The sequence below is a fragment of the Pararhizobium sp. P1_E7 genome, from assembly GCF_056405855.1.
In genome coordinates this window covers 1-17,804 of the sequence record NZ_JBFUBH010000034.1, presented here as the reverse complement: position 1 = coordinate 17,804, position 17,804 = coordinate 1, and the positions used below count along the sequence as shown (strand labels likewise).

The 17,804-nt window shown below is 63.3% G+C and carries 15 protein-coding genes; 3 read left to right on the top strand and 12 right to left on the bottom strand.

Going from position 1 to position 17,804, the window contains the following annotated elements; genetic code table 11:
- Positions 1-39: 39 nt before the first annotated feature.
- A complete protein-coding gene (locus AC1D17_RS21430; protein WP_477567328.1) occupies positions 40-1,122 on the bottom strand; it encodes an ABC transporter ATP-binding protein in 1,083 nt (360 codons plus the stop codon).
- Between the two features lie 14 nt (positions 1,123-1,136).
- Positions 1,137-2,150 (bottom strand): dimethylarginine dimethylaminohydrolase family protein, encoded by a 1,014-nt coding sequence (locus tag AC1D17_RS21425; RefSeq protein ID WP_477567327.1) that lies wholly within the window; start codon positions 2,148-2,150, stop codon positions 1,137-1,139.
- Positions 2,151-2,291: 141 nt separating this feature from the next.
- Here AC1D17_RS21425 and AC1D17_RS21420 point away from each other — a divergent pair, with 141 nt between their 5' ends.
- Positions 2,292-3,203 carry a LysR substrate-binding domain-containing protein gene (locus AC1D17_RS21420; protein WP_477567326.1) on the top strand — a complete coding sequence of 304 codons (912 nt, stop codon included), beginning with the start codon at positions 2,292-2,294 and terminating at the stop codon, positions 3,201-3,203.
- Between the two features lie 379 nt (positions 3,204-3,582).
- Here the strand turns inward: AC1D17_RS21420 and AC1D17_RS21415 are convergent, their stop codons facing one another.
- The 6 genes from AC1D17_RS21415 to AC1D17_RS21390 all read right to left on the bottom strand — a co-directional run bounded on the left by AC1D17_RS21415 (position 3,583) and on the right by AC1D17_RS21390 (position 9,373).
- On the bottom strand, positions 3,583-4,371 hold the full coding sequence (locus AC1D17_RS21415) for an inositol monophosphatase family protein (protein WP_477567325.1): 789 nt from the start codon (positions 4,369-4,371) through the stop codon (positions 3,583-3,585).
- Positions 4,368-5,387, bottom strand: a complete 1,020-nt coding sequence (locus AC1D17_RS21410; RefSeq protein ID WP_477567343.1) for a sugar phosphate isomerase/epimerase family protein — start codon at positions 5,385-5,387, stop codon at positions 4,368-4,370. Before AC1D17_RS21410 ends, AC1D17_RS21415 begins: the two co-directional genes overlap by 4 nt.
- A 53-nt stretch (positions 5,388-5,440) precedes the next feature.
- Positions 5,441-6,502, bottom strand: a complete 1,062-nt coding sequence (locus AC1D17_RS21405; RefSeq protein WP_477567324.1) for an ABC transporter ATP-binding protein — start codon at positions 6,500-6,502, stop codon at positions 5,441-5,443.
- A 1-nt stretch (position 6,503) separates the two neighbouring features.
- Positions 6,504-7,292 (bottom strand): ABC transporter permease, encoded by a 789-nt coding sequence (locus AC1D17_RS21400; protein WP_477567323.1) that lies wholly within the window; start codon positions 7,290-7,292, stop codon positions 6,504-6,506.
- Positions 7,289-8,173 (bottom strand): ABC transporter permease, encoded by an 885-nt coding sequence (locus tag AC1D17_RS21395; protein WP_477567322.1) that lies wholly within the window; start codon positions 8,171-8,173, stop codon positions 7,289-7,291. Before AC1D17_RS21395 ends, AC1D17_RS21400 begins: the two co-directional genes overlap by 4 nt.
- Before the next feature lie 81 nt (positions 8,174-8,254).
- Entirely contained in the window at positions 8,255-9,373 is a 1,119-nt protein-coding gene (locus tag AC1D17_RS21390; protein WP_477567321.1) for an ABC transporter substrate-binding protein, read from the bottom strand.
- Between the two features lie 223 nt (positions 9,374-9,596).
- Here AC1D17_RS21390 and pdxR point away from each other — a divergent pair, with 223 nt between their 5' ends.
- A complete protein-coding gene (gene pdxR, locus AC1D17_RS21385) occupies positions 9,597-11,066 on the top strand; it encodes a MocR-like pyridoxine biosynthesis transcription factor PdxR (protein ID WP_477567320.1) in 1,470 nt (489 codons plus the stop codon).
- 179 nt (positions 11,067-11,245) lie between these two features.
- Here the strand turns inward: pdxR and betA are convergent, their stop codons facing one another.
- From betA to speB, 4 genes are all read right to left on the bottom strand, one after another.
- Entirely contained in the window at positions 11,246-12,931 is a 1,686-nt protein-coding gene (betA, locus tag AC1D17_RS21380; protein WP_477567319.1) for a choline dehydrogenase, read from the bottom strand.
- Positions 12,932-12,965: 34 nt separating this feature from the next.
- A complete protein-coding gene (locus AC1D17_RS21375; RefSeq protein ID WP_477567318.1) occupies positions 12,966-14,477 on the bottom strand; it encodes a purine-cytosine permease family protein in 1,512 nt (503 codons plus the stop codon).
- Between the two features lie 146 nt (positions 14,478-14,623).
- The gene (locus AC1D17_RS21370) at positions 14,624-16,132 is read right to left on the bottom strand and encodes an aldehyde dehydrogenase family protein (protein ID WP_477567317.1); all 1,509 of its coding nucleotides are present in this window, start codon (positions 16,130-16,132) and stop codon (positions 14,624-14,626) included.
- A 112-nt stretch (positions 16,133-16,244) separates the two neighbouring features.
- Complete coding sequence (speB, locus tag AC1D17_RS21365) at positions 16,245-17,216, bottom strand: agmatinase (protein ID WP_477567316.1); 972 nt, start codon at positions 17,214-17,216, stop codon at positions 16,245-16,247.
- 92 nt (positions 17,217-17,308) lie between these two features.
- On the opposite strand from speB, the gene AC1D17_RS21360 reads away from it, so the two are divergent.
- Positions 17,309-17,804 (top strand): LysR family transcriptional regulator (locus AC1D17_RS21360; protein WP_477567315.1); only part of this gene is annotated, 496 nt, incomplete at its 3' end.

Sequence of the window (17,804 nt, the reverse complement as noted above, 5' to 3'; positions counted from 1 at the left end):
TTTGTTGTGTTCTATGCATGCGTAAACTTGTGGAACCCGTCAGCCGGAGAGCACCCTTCCATCCCTATGCCCCCAGTGCACCCAGAGTTCCTGGCCGATAACCGGCGGAACCTCTAATGCATCGCGCGCTGCCGTCAGCGTGATATTCGTGCCTTCCGGCGCACTGCCTTTGACGATCGTGGTGCCGCCCTGGAAAATGACGCCTTCGATGGAAAGAGGCAAAAAGTTGTGATCGGCTTGCGGCCTGTCTCGGTAAAGGGTCAGTTTTTCYGGGCGAATGGCCAGCACGGCCGGTTCTCTCTCCGTCAATACACCCGCCTCGGGCAGCACGGCGCTAATGTTGAAATCTCCCACCCGGGCATGAAGCTCACCCTCCGTTACTCGCCTGTCGGAGACGGGGAGTATGTTCATGGTGCCCAGGAATTCGGCGACGAAGCGTGAACCAGGCTGGTCGTAGAGTTCATTTGGCCCGCCGAGCTGGACGATCTGGCCGCGATCGAAGATGGCGATCCGGTCGGACATGGCCATGGCTTCCATCTGGTCATGGGTGACGAACAGGAATGTCGTGCCTGTCCGCCGGTGGATCGAGATCAACTCGTCCTGCAACTGTTCGCGCAAGTTCTTGTCCAGCGCCGACAGGGGCTCGTCAAGAAGCAGCAATTCAGGCTCGAATATCAGCGCCCGAGCCAGGGCGACGCGCTGCTGTTGTCCGCCCGACAGAGCCGAAGGCCGTTTCTGCTCATGTCCCCGGAGACCAACCAGATCGACCATCCGCTTCACACGCCGCTCCTGCTCCTGGCGCGAAACCCGTCTGACGCGCAGCGAGAAGGAAATGTTTTCGGCGACCGTCAGATGCGGAAACAGGGCATATCCCTGAAACACCATCCCAAAATTGCGCCTGTCGGCCGGGGTTTCGCTGATGTCTTCCCCGTTCTTGAAAATGCCGCCTGCCGACAGAGGCTCGAAGCCGGCAATGGCATTCAGCAAGGTCGACTTTCCCGACCCTGACGGGCCGAGAAAGGTCAGGAATTCTCCTTTCTCGATATCCAGCGAAACGCCTTTCAATGCCTCGAACGCGCCGAAGGATTTGCAGGCGCTGCGAATGGAGATATGTGCGGCCATGGTCTCTGCCCCGCTCAATCGACGCTGTCGCGCACAAGCGGGCTTGTCGAGCAGTGGATGCCGCCGCCGTTCAGCTGCACCTTGTCATAGTCGATCTCCAGCACCGTGACGTTGTTATTGGCGAGTGCCTCGCGGGTGCGGTCCGACAGGCCGCGCGGCATGATTACCCGGCCCGGCGCAATCGCCAGACCATTGACGATCCAAGGATTGTCCTCCTCGTTCATCTCGATAGTGCGGATGCCGAGTTCGCGCAGTTTTTCGAGGAAAATGAAGGACAGGCCTCTTGCCCAGACAAGTGCCAGATCGGTGTCGATCATCAGGAAATGCCCGTCGATATGGATATCGTAACCGCAGAGGTCGACGACCAGAAGCTCGACACCTTGGTGGCGCAAGACTTCCGATATCTGGGTGATGCCTTCGTCGTTGATGCGGATGCCGCGGCCGATGACGGCGGTGCGGCTGTTCAGCCAGGCGAAACTGCCACCTTCGGCCATCGCTTTGCCGTGCAGCGTGCGCAGCAGCGGCATGCCCTGCTTTGCCAGGGTTCGAGTGACAGGCAGTTCCTCGCCGTGGCGCATGCGCGGCGCAAGGCGCGGGACGATTGCCCCGCCTTTCACGGCAATGCAGGAATCACGGGTGTAGACAGACTTGAACCGGCCGCCTTCGACGCCCTCGACATAGACGACCTCGACCCCTTCGTCGCGCAGCAACTGGGCGAGGCCATCATGCTGGGCCTGAATTTCTTCCAATGCCGGAATGACATCGCTTTGCCAATACCAGCCTGCCTCCAGATCGCCGTAGGTGCCGATTTCCTCGATCCGCTTGTTGCGATCGATGATGGCGAATTCGTCACCTGGGCGATGCATCAGCACCGTGCGCAACCTGCCGACATCCGTATCGCAGCCCCAGTTGCGGCCCCAGAGCTGGCTCAGCCGCTCCGATGCTTCGAATGCCGGTTCGGAGACGGAACCGAAATACTTGATCGTCGCGGAATAGAGATCCCTCTTCTTGGTCGGAACGGCAGTCACATCAGATCCCCTTATGGCTTGGCCGTGATGGCGCTTGTTCAATGAAGGGATGCTATCGGATCGTTTTCCTCCCTCATAGCGAATTGATTTCTGCGATCACTTGAGGTTTTCTCACAGATGAACCGAACCGGGAGCCTGTCTGTGACGAGATTGCCRCCACTCAATGCCCTGCGCGCCTTCGAGGTCAGCGCCCGCAACAGAAGCCTGACGAAGGCGGCGCAGGAGCTTCATGTGACGCCGGGCGCGGTCAGCAAGCAATTCCGCCAGCTTGAGGAGCACTTTGGCTTCCCGCTGGCGATAAAGTCGCGCGACAGCTTCATTCTGACCCCGGAGGGGCAGGAACTCTTCTCCAAGCTGACGCATTCTTTCGGAGCGCTCAACGACGCGGTGCTCGGCCTACAGCGGGACCCGATCGCGGGGCGGCTCGCGGTGCGCTGCATGCCGGCCTTTGCGACACGCTGGCTGATCCCGCGGCTCGGCAAGTTTTACGATCGGTACGAGCGCGTCGAACTACAGATACTGTCGATTCCCGAATGGGGCGACCCGTTCCACGACGGCGTTGCCGATCTGGCGATCATGTTCGGCGATCCCAGGTCCGCCCGCCCGGAGGCGAGGCCGCTGAAACAGATGGAGTTCTTCCCCGTCTGCAGTCCCATCCTGCTCAATCAGGACGGCGACATCAAACGCACCAAGGATCTGACCCGGCATGTGCTGCTCGACGGCATCGGCTCGACGCATTGGAACGACTGGTTCAGCCATCACGGCCAGACCATTCCCTCGACCGTCCGGCGATTGAGTTTCGAGGATTTCAATCAAAACCTGGCCGCGGCGCGCAGTGGCGTGGGCATCGCCATGGGCGACAATATAACCGCCGGCGAGGAACTCGCCCAAGGCGCGCTGGTGCGACCGCTCAAGGGCTTCATCCGGTCATCGACGAAGGCCTATTACATCCTGACCCAAAAGAACCGGGACAATTCCCCGCTGGCCCGGGTGTTCATCGATTGGGTGCATACCGAGGCACAAAGCCAGGGGCTCGATGATCGCTCCTATTGAGGCCCACCCGCTCTCCCGTCCCGGCAACAGGTGCGCAGGCGTTGTCACATAAACCCGGCGTCGGTGAATGGGCATATAGATGGGATAAAGAATTCCGCCTCAGCTATAAACGTCATCGTTTTCCACCACCGATCATCGCTCATGCGGTCTGGCTCTAGTTCAGGTTTCAAAAGATATACAACTTCGTCCCCTAGAACAAAAAACAGAATTTTCAGCACGTTGGAGCTCGCCGTCAGAACCACTCGCGCTTACAAAGGCGCTGAAGCCGACGAGGAGACCAGCCTCTTTCTGGTGCCCCCTCGCCCGCCCGACGACGACAGCGTTTCGACCCGGTGACACCCGCAAAGCCCTTTCAAGGCTTGCCAGCGCGCCGCGAGCGTCATGCCATATGAAGCGCCTGCAATGCGGCCTGATGGATTTCGCTGTTCGCCGCCATCAGCACCGTGTCGTAACGCGGCGCATCCATGAGCGGCCTGCCGTCCCAATCGGTCACGATTCCTCCGGCCGCCTGGATGATAGGCATCTGCGGGAGGATATCGTAGTCGAACACGTCGCTTTCGATCAGGAGATCGATGCCTCCAAGCGCAAGAAGGCCGGCGGCATAACAGTCGTGTGAGAAACGGGTGAAACGGACCTTTGCGGCCAATGCGGCGAAGCGTTGGTGACGCTCCCGGTCGAATTGTTCGAGCGCGGAGGTATAGACGAKCGCCTGATTGAGGGCTGTCCTGCCGCTGGTGTGGATCGGTTCGCCATTGAGCGTTGCCGCGGCGTGCGTGCCGAGCCAGCGTTCGCCCGTGATCGGCTGGTTGATCAGGCCCAGCACCGGTTCGCCTTGGTACAGGAGCGCGATCTGCGTGCCGAAGGCAAGCGAGCCGGAGACAAAGGATTTGGTACCGTCGATCGGATCGAKCACCCATATCCAACCTGCATCCGTCCGGCAGGCGCCAAACTCCTCTCCCCGGATGCCGTGGTCGGGAAAATGCGCCTCGATCATTTGCCGCATCGTCGCTTCCGCATTGCGGTCGGCAACGGTGACCGGGCTGGCGTCCGCCTTGACGTCGATTTCCAATCGCTTACGGAAATGCGGACGGATCACCTCGGCCGCGGCATCCGCCATCGCGTGGGCCAGCGCCAAAAAGGCCGGTGGGCAGATTTGCTTCTGGGTCATCCTTCGATCCTTTCGGCTTCGGTCGCGATTGTGCGCAACAGGGTTCTGACGGTATCGACCTGCCGGCTGGCTGCGGCGACCTCCTGCCGGAGCCGCGTTTCCAGATCGCCGGAGCCGATCTGCGTGAAACTGGCGGTGCGGGCAGGAATGAAGGGGTCCGGCACCTCCGAGGGGAAGCGCAAGCCCGGCGCGAAATAGCCTTCTTCCTCCTCCAGTCCGAAGGCCAGGACCTGTGACCGGTCGTCACCCAACAGCAGCAGCTCCACGAACATCGCCTCAAGCGGCAGATGCCCTTCACTGGTCCGGCAGGCGAGATGTGCCCAGCCGCCGCGATYCGGCTGGATGAGACAATCCTTCACATGCACTTCGGTGATGTACGGTGCCTGGACCGAGAGCGCGTGTAGCGGCAATTCATAGGCATTGATCATGTTGCCGAAGTCGAACAGCAGGCTGAGGCGCGGATTGGCGACCGCGTTGAGGATGCCGATCAGTTCTTCAGATTTCAGGTCTTCGTGCTGCTCGAGCGTGTAGCGCAACCGACCCTCGGGATCGAAGGCCTCAAGGCGGCGCAGGTCCGAGATCGTCCAATCGACGATCTCGGAAATCCGTCCCTCGTAGCGCGGATAGCAGCGCAGCGATGTCGCGCCGGTGGCAAGCGCGATGCGCACCGCATCCGAAAGCCCGGCAGCTTCCGTCGTGCTGGTCTCGACATGCAGTTCCAGCCCGCGCCGTTCCACTGCCTGGCCGAAGGCGCGCAACGCATCGTCGGGCATGCGGTCGAGGCTGACCTGCTCGCCATCCTCGACATGGATCTTGACGCCGCAGAGCTGCCGCGCCGCGGCGAACTCGGCAAGCTGTAGCGGCGTCATGCCGCCGAAGCGCATGTTGAGATGGAAAGCGTAGGCATGGGCGAACAGCGGCGCATTTTTCGCCCGCGCGGCAAGCCGGGCGCGGCTTGTCGGGGAAAGGGTTGCGATCCGCGTCCGCCAGTCGGGGGACAGGGCGTTCCAGGGCATTTCGGTCAAGGTGCCGACTCCTCCACAAGCGACCGGTTGATTCATTGTTGCCGTCAGGCGGCGAGGACCAGCAGGTCGCGATGCGACACGCTGATCTCGACCGGCGTGCCGATAGAGGGCGGCGGCCTGTCGGGCTGGTTGAACGTGTCGAGCGAGACGAGGCCGCCTTCGACCGCGACGCGGATGCGGATCACCGCGCCGAGGAAATGCACCTCGGCGATCGTGCCGGCGAGGACGACAGCATTGCCTTCGTGCTTGCGCCCCAGCGCCACCGTTTCCGGCCGTAGTGCGAGGCTGACGCGCTCGCCGGCCCGGCCGGGCAGCGGCCGGTTCAGGGCCACGGGCACACCGCCCAGCCGGATGCGGCCGGTGTCGGCATCCACGAGGTCGGCATCGATAAGGTTCAGCGTGCCGACGAATTGCGCGACGAAGCGTGTCGCCGGCCGGTTGTAAATTTCGAAGGGCGTGCCGACCTGATCAGCGATGCCCTGGTGCATGACCACGACACGATCTGACATGGACAGGGCCTCCTCCTGGTCGTGCGTCACGAAGATCGTGGTAATGCCCAGTTCGCGCTGGATGCGGCGGATCTCTTCGCGCAGGCTGATGCGGATTTTTGCGTCGAGCGCCGAAAGCGGCTCATCGAGCAGCAGCACCTGCGGGCGTGGCGCCAGCGCGCGGGCGAGCGCGACGCGCTGCTGCTGGCCACCGGAGAGCTGGAAGGGGTAGCGCCCGCCCAATTGCGACAGGCCGATCAGCTCCAGCATTTCGCCGACGCGCTTGCGGGCCGCTGCCTTGTCTTCGCCCGCCACCTTGAGGCCGAAGCCGATATTCTCCTCCACCGTCAGGTTGGGGAAAAGCGCATAGGCCTGGAACACCATGCCGATCTTGCGCCGGTTGGCGGGAAGGCCTGTAGCATCCTGCCCGTCGATGCGGATTGAACCCGATGTCGGCGTCTCGAAGCCCGCGACCATGCGCAACACAGTGGTCTTGCCGCAGCCGGAGGGGCCGAGAAACGAGACGAACTCGCCCTTCTCGATGCCGAGCGTGAAGTCTTTCACGACACGTAGCGCGCCGAAGGATTTTTGCAGGTGGTGGATATCGAGGAAGGCCATGTCAGCGCCTCACAGTGGAGAATTTGGAAAAGCGGGTGAACAACTGGATCAATCCCATGCAGGCCCAGGTGATGGCGAAGGCGACGACGGCGAGCGCCGAGGGCTCGTAGGCCCGGTTGCCGCCCATCCAGACCATGTAGGGGCCGAAGGAGTTGACGTTGAGCAGTGCGGCGAAGACATATTCGCCGATGACGATGGCGAAGGTCAGGAAGGCGCCTGAGAGCACAGAGACGAAAACGTTCGGCAGGATTACGACGGTGAGGATGCGCGTCCAGCCGGCCCCCAGCGACTGCGCCGCCTCGGTGAGGCTGGCGATATCGATGGTGCGCAGGCCCGTATCCACCGAGCGGTACATATAGGGCAGCGACAACACCGCATAACCGAACAGCAGCAGGATATTCGTGCCCCACCAGCTTCCCGTCAGCGGCAGGATGGAGGAGGTGTTGTAGATGCGGATGTAGCCGAAGACGATGACGATCGGCGGGATGACCAGCGGCAGCAGCGTGATGAACTCGATGACGGGCCTGAGGCCCGGAAAGCGCAGCCGCACGAAGTAGGCCGTCGGCACGACGATGACGATGCCGATCGCGATGGTCAGCAAGGCCAGCCCTACCGAATAGCCGAAGGTCTGCTGGAACTGCGGATCGGCGAGCACAATCCGGTACGCTTCGAAACTGTAGCTGCCCCGCTGCATGSGCATCGAGAAATCGACCATGCCTGCGAGCGGCAGCAGGAAATAGAGCCCGCCGAGCGCGACGGCGAGCCAGGACCAGAGGCGTTTTCCCGTCATTTGACCCACCGTTCGGCGCGCATGCGCAGGAGAATGTAGATGCCGTTGGCGACGGCGGTGAGCACGATCATCGCAAAGGCGATGGCGTAGCCGAGATGCGGATCGTTGAGCACGTCGCCGCGGATCTGCGCAAAGAGCACGATGGGCGCGATGGAGAGTGACGAACCGGTGAGCGCGATGGCGGTGGCGACCGCACCGAAAGCGTTGGCGAAGAGCAGCGCCAGCGTGCCGAGCAGCGAGGGCCACAGCACCGGCAGCGCCACCATGCGCCAATATTGGAAACCGCTGGCACCGAGGCTTTGCGCCGCCTCGCGCCATTCGCGCCGCAGCCCCTCCAGCGCCGGCGTGATGATCAGCACCATCAGCGGGATCTGGAAATAGAGATAGGTGAGCGCCAGCCCGAGGAAGGAGACGATGTTGAAGCCGGAGCCGTAGAGATTGATGCCGAACCAGTGGCGCAGAAGCATCGTCACGAAGCCGAGGCGGCCGAGCGTGGCGATGAAGGCAAAAGCGAGCGGCACGCCGGCAAAATTCGAGGCGACTCCTGAAAAGGTGAGGATGCCGTTGCGCAGCCAGCGCGGCAGGCCGCCCAGCGTGATGGCGGCAGCGACGAGGAAGCCGAACAGGCAGCCGAGCACGGCCGTCATCAGGCTGAGTTCGATGGAGATCCAGAAGGCCGACCGGATGGAGGGCGAGAGCAGCTTGCCAAGGTTTTCGAGCGTCGCCTCGCCCTGCGCATTGCGAAAAGCCCCGACGACGATGTTAAGCGTCGGCAGGATCAGGAACAGCGTGGCGAAAATGAAAAAGGGCGCGACCCCGAACCAGTTGAGAATCTGCCGCGGCCTGAGGGCGGCCGGCAGAGACACGGCAGTTGTCGTCATCGGATTGTTCCCTGAAGGCGCTCCAGCCGGAGACTCCGCGACGGCGGAGCCTCCGGACCGGACGCAAGGCTTACTTCACACTCACTTCACAGTGGCGCCGACGACCTTATCCCAGCCTTCGACGACCGCGGTCTTGTTGGCGGAAAGCTCATCCACCGTCGGGAAGATCGCCTTTTCATAGGCCTCCGTCGGCGGCAGCTTGTCGAGAAGCTCCTGCGGGAATTTTCCGGCCTTCAGCATGGCGGCAAAGCGTGCGGGATGGCAGTAGCCTTTCAGCCAGCCGGTCTGGCCTTCGTCGGAATAGAGATATTCCATCCAGAGCTTGGCGGCGTTCGGGTGCGGCGCATAGGCCGAGATCGCCTGCACGTAGACGCCGGCAACCACGCCGCTCTGCGGCACGACCACGTCCATCGGCGGATTGCCTTTCAGGCCGTCGCGCCAGGCGAGCAGGTTGTAGTCCCACGCGGCGACGATCGGCGTCTGGCCCTGCGCGATGGTGCCGGCCTTTCCGAGCACCGGCACGAAATTGCTGGCCTTGTTCAGCTCTGCGAAGAGTTCCAGCCCCTTGGCGCCGGACTCCGCGCCCGGCTTCGCGCCACGCGAAATGCCCGCCGACATCAGAGCCAGGATCGCCTGCGCCGAGGAGCGCGGATCGCCGGTAAGCGCGACGGCGCCGGAATATTCCGGCTTCATCAGGTCGGCCCAGTCGGTTGGTGCGGTCTCCAGCAGGTCCTTGTTCACGCCGAAAGCCATAACGCCGTAGTAATCGCCGTACCAATAACCCTTCTCGTCCTTGATATTGGCCGGGATTTCGTCCCAGGCCGCGACCTTGTGAGGCTGAAGCAACCCCTCTTCAGCGGCCGCCGGTGCGAAGGCGAGGCCGAGGTCGACGACGTCGGGGGCCTGCGAGCCCGTATTGCCCTTGTTGGCGCGGATTGCTTCCAGTTCGTCGGCGGTGCCCGCGTCGGGGTTCAACTCGTTGACCTCGATGCCCGGATACTTGGCCTTGAAGCCGGCGATGACCTCGCCGTAGTTGCACCAGTCATGCGGCAGCGCGATCACCGTCAGCATGCCCTCCTTCGTGGCGGCGTCCAAGAGCGCCTGTGGAACCTCGGCGCGCGCAAGTCCCGGCAAGGCGGCCGCAAGTGCGAGCGTGGAAACGAATGCGCGGGTGGCCGCGCGGGATACGAAGCGGTTCATGGAGTCCTCCTGTTGGCCGTTCTCGACGGCGCGTGGGCAATGGCTGCTTTGGTCCTTGCATCCGGTCGTCGGCCTTGCCGCCCGGCCCGGTTCCCCTTGCACCTGTCTGCGTCCTTTGGGGCTGCATCGGTGCGTTTTCGTGTAGTGAGAGCATGTAACAATTGGACAACAATAAAATGTCCATTATGCTGCATTCGACTGTACCAATTTTGGAGGCCTGTCGGTGGCAAAGCAGCGTGAAGGCCCGATCCTGCCCTTCCTGTGCCTTGACGTGGCAGCCGCTCTGCCGAAATTCCGTCAGGTACAGGACCAGTTGCGCATGGCGATTCTGCGTGGCCACCTGCGGGCGGGCACGCGCCTGCCGGCAAGCCGCATCCTCGCGGAAGAGCTGGGCCTGTCGCGCCAGACGCTGGTGCGGGTGCTGGAGAACCTGAAGGCCGAGGGCTACCTGGAAGCGCGGCAGGGCGCGGGCACTTTCGTTTCCGMAGCCCTGCCCCGCCAGTTGCCGAAGCCGCGCTTCACGCCGGCCGAGGGCGCTATCCCGCCGCGTCTGTCGCGGATCGGCGGCCTGTCGCGCGCCCTGTCGGCTGATATCGGCCGGATGGAGCAAAAACCCTTCCTGCCCAACCAGCCGGCGCTCGACCACTTCCCCTTCGCCGTCTGGCGCAAGTGCTGGAATGCGGCAACGCGCGGCGGCAGGGCCGCCGCGATGGGCTATGGCGACGTTGGGGGCGAACTGGTGCTGCGGCAAAGAATCGCTGAATATCTCGCCCTGCACCGGCGCGATCCTTGCGATCCCGAGCAGATCGTCATCACGCCCGGCGGGCATGCCGCCTTCACGCTCGCCGCGCTGGCGCTCGCCGATCCCGGTGACGGCATCTGGTTCGAAGACCCCGGCCCCGTCACCACAAGCAACCTTTTTCGCACGCTCGGCCTGACTCTCTGCCCCGTGGATGTGGATGCCGAGGGCATGGATGTCGCGGGCGCCATAGCGCGCCATCCTGATGCGCGGCTCGCCTTCGTCATGCCCTCGCGCCACCATCCGCTCGGTGTGACGCTGTCGCTGCCGCGCCGGCTCGCCCTCCTCGAATGGGCGCGGGCAAACGACACCTGGATCATCGAGGACGATTACGACAGCGAATTTCGCTACGACGGTGCGCCGCTGCCCTCCATGCGCTCCATCGACAGTAACGGGCGGGTGATCTATGCGGGCAGTTTCAGCAAGGCGCTCTATCCGGGCATCCGCATCGGTTACCTCGTGCTGCCGCCGCCGCTCGTCGGTACCTTCCGCAACCTTTCGGGCTTGATCCATCGCAGCGCGCCGGTCGAAACCCAGCTCGCGCTTGCCGAATTCATTGGCGGCGGCCACTTCGCCAGCCACCTGCGCCGCATGCGCGGCCTCTATGCCGAACGCCGCGCGGCTTTCCAAGAGGCAGGCCGGGTGGAGCTGGCCGCGCTTGCCCGCATCGATTGCTCCGAAAGCGGGCTCAACGCGCTCGCGTGGCTGGAAAAGTCCGGGGACCGGACAGCGCACCGCGCCGTGCTCGATGCCGGGCTGCAGTGTTATCCGCTGTCCGACTATACGATCGCGACGCCCCGGCCAAGCGCGCTCATCCTCGGCTATGCCGGGGTGCCGGCCGAGCGGATGAAGCCCTATCTCGGCCGTTTCGCCGAGGCGCTTTCCCGGTCGTGAAGCCACTGCTGCTGCCTCTCCGGGGGCCCCCGGCGATGCAGATCGGACCGGTTGGCAATGCGGGCCATCAGCCGGCAAAAGAAGGCCTCGATGAAGAGGGCCCAATCGTGCGGCTCCTCCGGATCGCCGTGATCCCGGCGCGCGACGACATAGCCTATACCCCGCAACATCGAGCTCCCCTAGGGCCGCACCGCGCGCAGCGGCGTGCCACTTCGCTGGCTGACGCCGACGCCGGGCGCCACGCCCACCTCGGCATTGGAGGCGGCGAGCAGCGGCTTGCCGCGCACGATATCCGAGGCGCGTTCGGCGAGCATGATGGTCGGCGCGTTGAGGTTGGCATTCGGCTCCGAGGGGAAGACGGAACTGTCGATAACCCGCAGTCCCGCGATGCCGCGCACCTTGAGATCGCTGTCGACCACCGCCATGGCATCTTCGCCCATGCGGCAGGAGCCGCAGGGATGATAGGTGCTTTCCATGGTCTCGCGCACCCAGGCGTCGATCTCGTCATCGCTGCGGACATTCGCGCCCGGCGCGATCTCCTCGCCGCGGAAACGGTCGAAGGCCGGCTGGGCGACGATCTCGCGCGTCAGCCGCAGACAGCGGCGGAAGCCCTCGCGGTCCTCCTCGCGATCGAGATAGTTGAAGAGGATATCCGGCTGCTCGTGCACCTCGGGTGAGCGCAGGCGGACATAGCCCCGGCTCTTCGGTTTGTTTGGCCCGGTCAGCACCATGAAGCCGTGTCCGTCGAGCGGTTTCTTGCCGTCGTAGCGCATGGCGGCGGGCAGGAAATGGAACTGGATGTCCGGCCATTCGAGCGCGGCGTCGGAACGGATGAAGCCGCCGCTCTCGAAATGGTTGGAAACCGAAAGCCCCTTTTTGAACAGCAGCCATTCGGCGCCAATCAGGGCGCGGCTCAAAAGTCCCATCTTGCCGTTGAGCGTGATCGGCTCCTTGCAGGCATACTGGATGTAGACCTCGGAATGGTCCTGCAGGTTCTCACCGACACCCGGCAGATCGTGCAGCACCTTGACGCCCGCCTGCCGCAGCACCGCCGCCGGGCCGATGCCGGAACGTTGCAAGAGATGCGGCGAGCCGATCGGGCCGGAGGAGATCAGCACCTCGCGGGTGGCCATCGCCACGACACGCGTGCCGCCCAGTTCATACTCGACGCCGACGGCGCGCTTTCCTTCCAAAAGCACGCGCCGTGTCATGGCATGGGTGACGACCGTGAGGTTCGGACGGCTCATCGCCGGCTTCAGGTAGGCGTTCGCCGTCGACCAGCGCACGCCGTTCTTGACGGTCATGTGCATGGGGCCGAAACCTTCCTGCATATGGCCGTTCGGGTCTTCCGTCGTGATGTAGCCCGCCTCATGGCCGGCATCGACGAAGGCGCGATAGAGCGGATTCTTCATCTTGTTGCCGGCATTGGTGGCAAGCGGGCCGGCGGCGCCGCGATAGGCATCGCCCCCGTCTTGCCAGCTTTCGGCACGCTGGAAATAGGGCAGGCAGTTGGCATAGCGCCAGCCGCGCGCGCCGCGCTCCTCCCACTCGTCGAAATCGCGGGCGTGGCCGCGCATATAGACGAGACCGTTGATCGATGAGGAGCCGCCGATGACCTTGCCGCGCGGGCAATGCACACGCCGGCCGTCGAGGCCGGGTTCCGGCAGGGTCATGTATTTCCAGTTGTACTTGGTGCCGTTCATCGGGATGGAGAGCGCCGTCGGCATCTGGATGAAGATCGACTTGTCGCTGCCGCCGTATTCCAGCACGAGAACTTTCGTGGCCGGGTCTTCCGACAGCCGGTTGGCGAGCACACAGCCGGCCGATCCGGCGCCGATGATGATGTAGTCGAACTCGTTTGACATGATCATGCCCCTTGATGCGAGTGCGAGGGTGCCCTCACCAGCCTTTGCCGGTGGTGAGGTGCGGTGATTTTTCTTCGATGCGCTGAATGATTTTCTCTTCCGTTGCCAGGTCGAGCGAGAGGGAGAGCAGGTAATAGGCAACGCTCGACACGATCAGTCCGACCAGCCACGCCAGATCGACGCTGCCCATCAGCCGGGCCAGCGGACCGACATAGATTTCGTCCGGACCGTTGAAGATGCAGAAGAACGGGATCATGGCCACGAAACCGGCCAGGTAGGCGAGCAGACCGCGGCGGCCCCACAGCCCATAGATGTTATCCTTAGGCAGGAAGAAGTGCGGGATCGCGTAGCGCCCCCGGCGGACGAAGAAGTAGTCGGTCAGGTTGACCGCCGTCCACGGCACGAGGAAATACAGCATGACGATCAGATAGACATTGAGAACCGACAGGCCCGAGCTCGATGTGTAGATATACATCGCGACGCTGAGCTGCAGGAGTGCCACGAAGATGATGGCCCAGATACGGACCTTGGCGGTCGGGATAACCTTGGCGAAGCAATCCCAGCCGGTGATGGTCGTGAGCTTGGCGCTGTAGATGTTCATGGCGATCACGGGCAGGAAGGCCAGGATCGTCATGGCCACGACGAGCGGACCCAGCTGCGGCCCGACGGCCGATCCGACGCTGTGGAGGGCGACCAGCACGTCCGTCGCGCCCAGATGTTCGCCGAGCCAACCGCCGACGGCGATCATCCAGGCCCCCGACAGGGAGGCACCGAGGAAGACGGCCAGGATCAGGCGGCCGCTGGGTGTGTTCTTGGGCAGATAGCGGGAATAATCGGAGACATAGGGCGCATAGGCGATGTTGTAGCTGGCCGCGGCGGCAAACTGCGCGATGAAACCGGTCCAGTTGAAGCCAAGCGCCGCCGCCGATTGGGACTGCGCGGCCGCGACACCAGGCGCGTCCGGCAACCAGCCCGCCAGCACCGCGACGGTGATAGCGCCGTAGAGCGGCAGCGAGATGAACAACGACCATTTGAAGGTCTTGTGCATCCAGTCATGGCCGAGGATCGCCAGGACCACTGCGGGCACGGTCACGGCGAGTGCAACCTGTAGGGGCGACCACTGAAACAGGGTATTGAGGCCCTGCATCATCAACACCAGGTTGACAATGTTGAACCCGGCAAACACGAACAGGGTTGCGAACAGAACCAGGATCACGCCCCGGTATCCAAACTGGGCACGCGACTGGATCATCTGCGGTAGCCCCAGATGCGGCCCCTGCGAGCCATGAAAGGCCATGAACAGGGTGCCGAACATGATGCCAAGCGTTCCGGCGACCGTGGTCCACCAGGAATTCAGGCCCACGCTAGGCCCCACGAAGCCGATGGTCATGGTAAAGAAGGTGAAATTGCCCACGAACCAGAACGGCCCCTGGGTCGAAAGCCTGTCGTTGCGTTCATTCTCGGGAACGAAATCGATGGAATGGCCTTCGATTTCGAGTTTCGCCGCACTCGAGGCGGCAACGCTGCTCTGTGAATCCGATTGCATTGTTCATTCCCCTTTTCGCGATATCTCCAACACGTTCCGGTTGGAGTTCAGATGCACCAAGCCTCACGCAGTCCGACCGATCGGCCGGCCCGCGCGGGTCGCTTTTTTTGTTATGGGTGGTGCCCGTTCGGATTTGGCTCAAAAGCTTACGGCATCGTTATCCAGACCGCCTTCGTCTCCATGAGGTAATCCAGTTGCTCCGGCCCCAGATCCTTGCCGAAACCCGATGCCTTGAAGCCGCCGAAGGGCATGGCAGGGTCGATGGTGCTGTGGGCGTTGACGTAGATCGACCCGGCGTGCAGGCGCGGGACCAGCCCGTGAACGCGCGACAGATCATTCGAGTAGATAGCGGCGGCGAGGCCGAAGGGCGTGTCATTGGCCAGTGCCACCGCATCATCGAGATCATCGAAGGCGGCCGTCACCAGCACGGGGCCGAAAATCTCTTCCCGCACGATGCTCATTTCCGGCGTGCAATGGGCGAAGATGGCGGGCTCGATGAAATGGCCCGGCCCGTCGGGACTGCCGCCGCCGTGGATCAGTGCCGCTCCTTCACGCAAACCAGCCTCGATATAGCCGGACACGACCTGCTTCTGCCGCGCCGACACCAGGGGCCCGATGTAACAATCGGGGTCCAGACCCGGCGCGAGCTTGAGCGTGCGGGTGACGGCGACCAGCTCGTCGAGGAAGGCGTCATGGACCGAGCGCTGGACATAGACCCGCGTGCCGGCATCGCAGACCTGCCCGGAATTGAAGAACACGCCGTTGGCCACCGCGCGGGCGGCGCTGGCGATATCCGCGTCCTCCAGCACCAGGACGGGCGATTTGCCGCCCAGTTCCAGCGTCACATGCTTGAGATTGCCGACGGCGCTGCGGCCGACATCCTGCCCGACCGGTGTGGAACCGGTAAAGGTCACCTTGTCGATACCGGGATGGACCGACATGGCCGCGCCAATCACACTGCCCCGGCCCGTCACGATATTGACCACGCCATCGGGAATGCCTGCCTCCTGTACGAGTTCGGCGAAGCGCAGGGTGGAGAGCGAGGTCAGTTCCGCCGGCTTGACGATGACAGTGCAGCCGACGGCAAGGGCGGCAGCGAGCTTCCAGGCCATTGTCTGGAGCGGGAAATTCCACGGCACGATGGCCGCCACCACGCCCAGCGGCTCCTTGCGGGTATAGGCGAAATAGTTGCCGGGCAGCGACGGCTCGACCGTGCGCCCATGCAGCTTGGAGGCCCAGCCGGCAAAATAGCGGAAGGTATCGATCGTGCCTTGAACATCGACGTCCCGCGCGAAGGCTACCGACTTGCCCATATCGATGGCCTCGATTTCGGCGAGTTCGGTGGCATGCGCCTCGATCAGGTCCGCGAGGCGGTGGATCAGGCGCTCGCGCTCAAGCGGTTTGAGGCGGCGCCATTCGCCGCCGTCGAACTGGTGACGCGCGGCCTTCACCGCACGGTCGAGATCCGTGGCCGTACCCGAGGGCGCGCACGTCACCAGGCCGCCGGTGGAGGGCTCGTGAACATCGAAGGTCGCGCCGTCGGCGCTATCGACCCACTGCCCGCCGATGAACATCTTCTGCGGCTTGGCCAGAAACCGCCGCGTCGCGTCGCTGACGCCGTACTGTTCCAGATAATTGCGGACGTTTTCGTCCATCGCTTTTCTCCTCATCGATAGAATTTCTGCCGGACCCGCGCGCGGAAAACACGCGCCGCCCGCTCAAGGAAACTGGGATCACCCTTGTGCACGACCGGAAACGCGGCTGGGTTCAGCCTTTTCGCGCATGCATGACGCGGCCGATCAGGTTCATCAGCACCTGCGCGGCCAGGATGGACGTGGAGCCGGAGTGATCGTAGTCGGGGGCAACCTCGACCAGGTCGATGCCGACGACCGTGCCGCGTTTTGTCAGCGCCGCCAGGATTTCCAGCACCTCGTAATAGATGAAGCCGCCATGCGACGGCGTGCCCGTGCCCGGGGCGATCGACGGGTCGAAACCGTCGATATCGATCGTCACGTAGTAACGAGCCCCAGCCGGAACGCGCTCGGCGACAGCATCCGTACCGAGCGCCCGGATCTGGCGCACCGAAAGGATGTCGGAGCCCATGGCGCGGGCGTCCTCGTAACCCTCCTTCGCGGTGGAGGAGACGTTACGGATGCCGAGTTGCGACAACCCACTGACGTAGGGCTTTTCAGCCGCGCGGCGCATCGGGTTGCCGTGGCCATAGCGCACGCCGTGGCGCTCATCGACGAAGTCGAGATGGGCGTCGATCTGCACGATGTGGATGGGGCCATTTTTCGCGCAGTCCTCTGCAAAGGCGTTGATGCAGGGAATGTTGACCGAATGGTCGCCGCCCAGCACGACCGGCAGCGCACCGGCGGCTAGGATTTTGCGCACGCCGAATTCGATATTGGCGTGGCTCTTCATCGTGTCAGTATGAACGATATCGGCGTCACCGATATCGACGATGGAAACCTCACCGCTCGGCAGGTAGGTGGCGTCGTCCTCGTGGTCGTAGGCACCGCCATGGCCGAAGGAGAACAGAGTGGAGGCCTCGCGGATGGCGCGCGGCCCGAAGCGGGTTCCAGCCCGCCATTGGGTGCCGCAGTCAAAGGGGGCGCCGAGGATCGCCACGTCGGCGTCGATGGCGTCCCAGTCCGGCTCGTAACGATATTTGCCGAACGTGCAGATGCCGACGAACGGCAGGTTCAAACGCCCGGTTTCATAGGAATTGCTGGTCATGTGCCCTCCTCCAAAGGTGGAAGGAGTGTGCCAAACGCCAATACATTTAAAAGTATCTATGATTGCATGTTTACTTGTGCATTAATCAATGAATGATCAACAAGGTTCGCCATCGCGTCCTCAACCTCTCGCTCGGAGATACCGAACTGCGGCTGCTGCGCGTCTTCGCCTCAGTCGTGCAGCACGGCGGTTTTTCCGCAGCGCAATCGGCGCTCGGCATGACGCAAGCGACGATCTCCACACACATGCGCCATCTGGAAGAACGCCTTGGTCTGCGCCTGTGCAGCCGTGGACGCAGCGGCTTCCTGTTGTCGGACGAGGGGCGGCTTGTCTATGAGGCCGCGCTGGAGCTGTTCGGCTCACTAGAAAAATTCCAGAGCCGCATCGGCGAGGCGCAGGGCGAGCTGACGGGCAATCTCAGTTTCGGCACCGTCGATGCCATGATCACCAACCGCGACCTCGACCTGCAAGGCGCGCTCGCCGCCTTCTACCGGCAGGCGCCGCGCGTGCATCTGGAAATCGATGTGGCCGCGCCGCAGCTGCTGCACCAGGGCCTGCTGAACGGTTCCTACCAGATCGTGCTGATGC

Bases quoted from the DNA above. Each gene is read 5' to 3' on its own strand.
- AC1D17_RS21405 (WP_477567324.1), bottom strand. From the start codon at position 6,502: ATGGCCTTCCTCGATATCCACCACCTGCAAAAATCCTTCGGCGCGCTA.
- AC1D17_RS21395 (WP_477567322.1), bottom strand. From the start codon at position 8,173: ATGACGACAACTGCCGTGTCTCTGCCGGCCGCCCTCAGGCCGCGGCAG.
- AC1D17_RS21390 (WP_477567321.1), bottom strand. From the start codon at position 9,373: ATGAACCGCTTCGTATCCCGCGCGGCCACCCGCGCATTCGTTTCCACG.
- betA (WP_477567319.1), bottom strand. From the start codon at position 12,931: ATGTCAAACGAGTTCGACTACATCATCATCGGCGCCGGATCGGCCGGC.
- AC1D17_RS21375 (WP_477567318.1), bottom strand. From the start codon at position 14,477: ATGCAATCGGATTCACAGAGCAGCGTTGCCGCCTCGAGTGCGGCGAAA.
- AC1D17_RS21370 (WP_477567317.1), bottom strand. From the start codon at position 16,132: ATGGACGAAAACGTCCGCAATTATCTGGAACAGTACGGCGTCAGCGAC.
- speB (WP_477567316.1), bottom strand. From the start codon at position 17,216: ATGACCAGCAATTCCTATGAAACCGGGCGTTTGAACCTGCCGTTCGTC.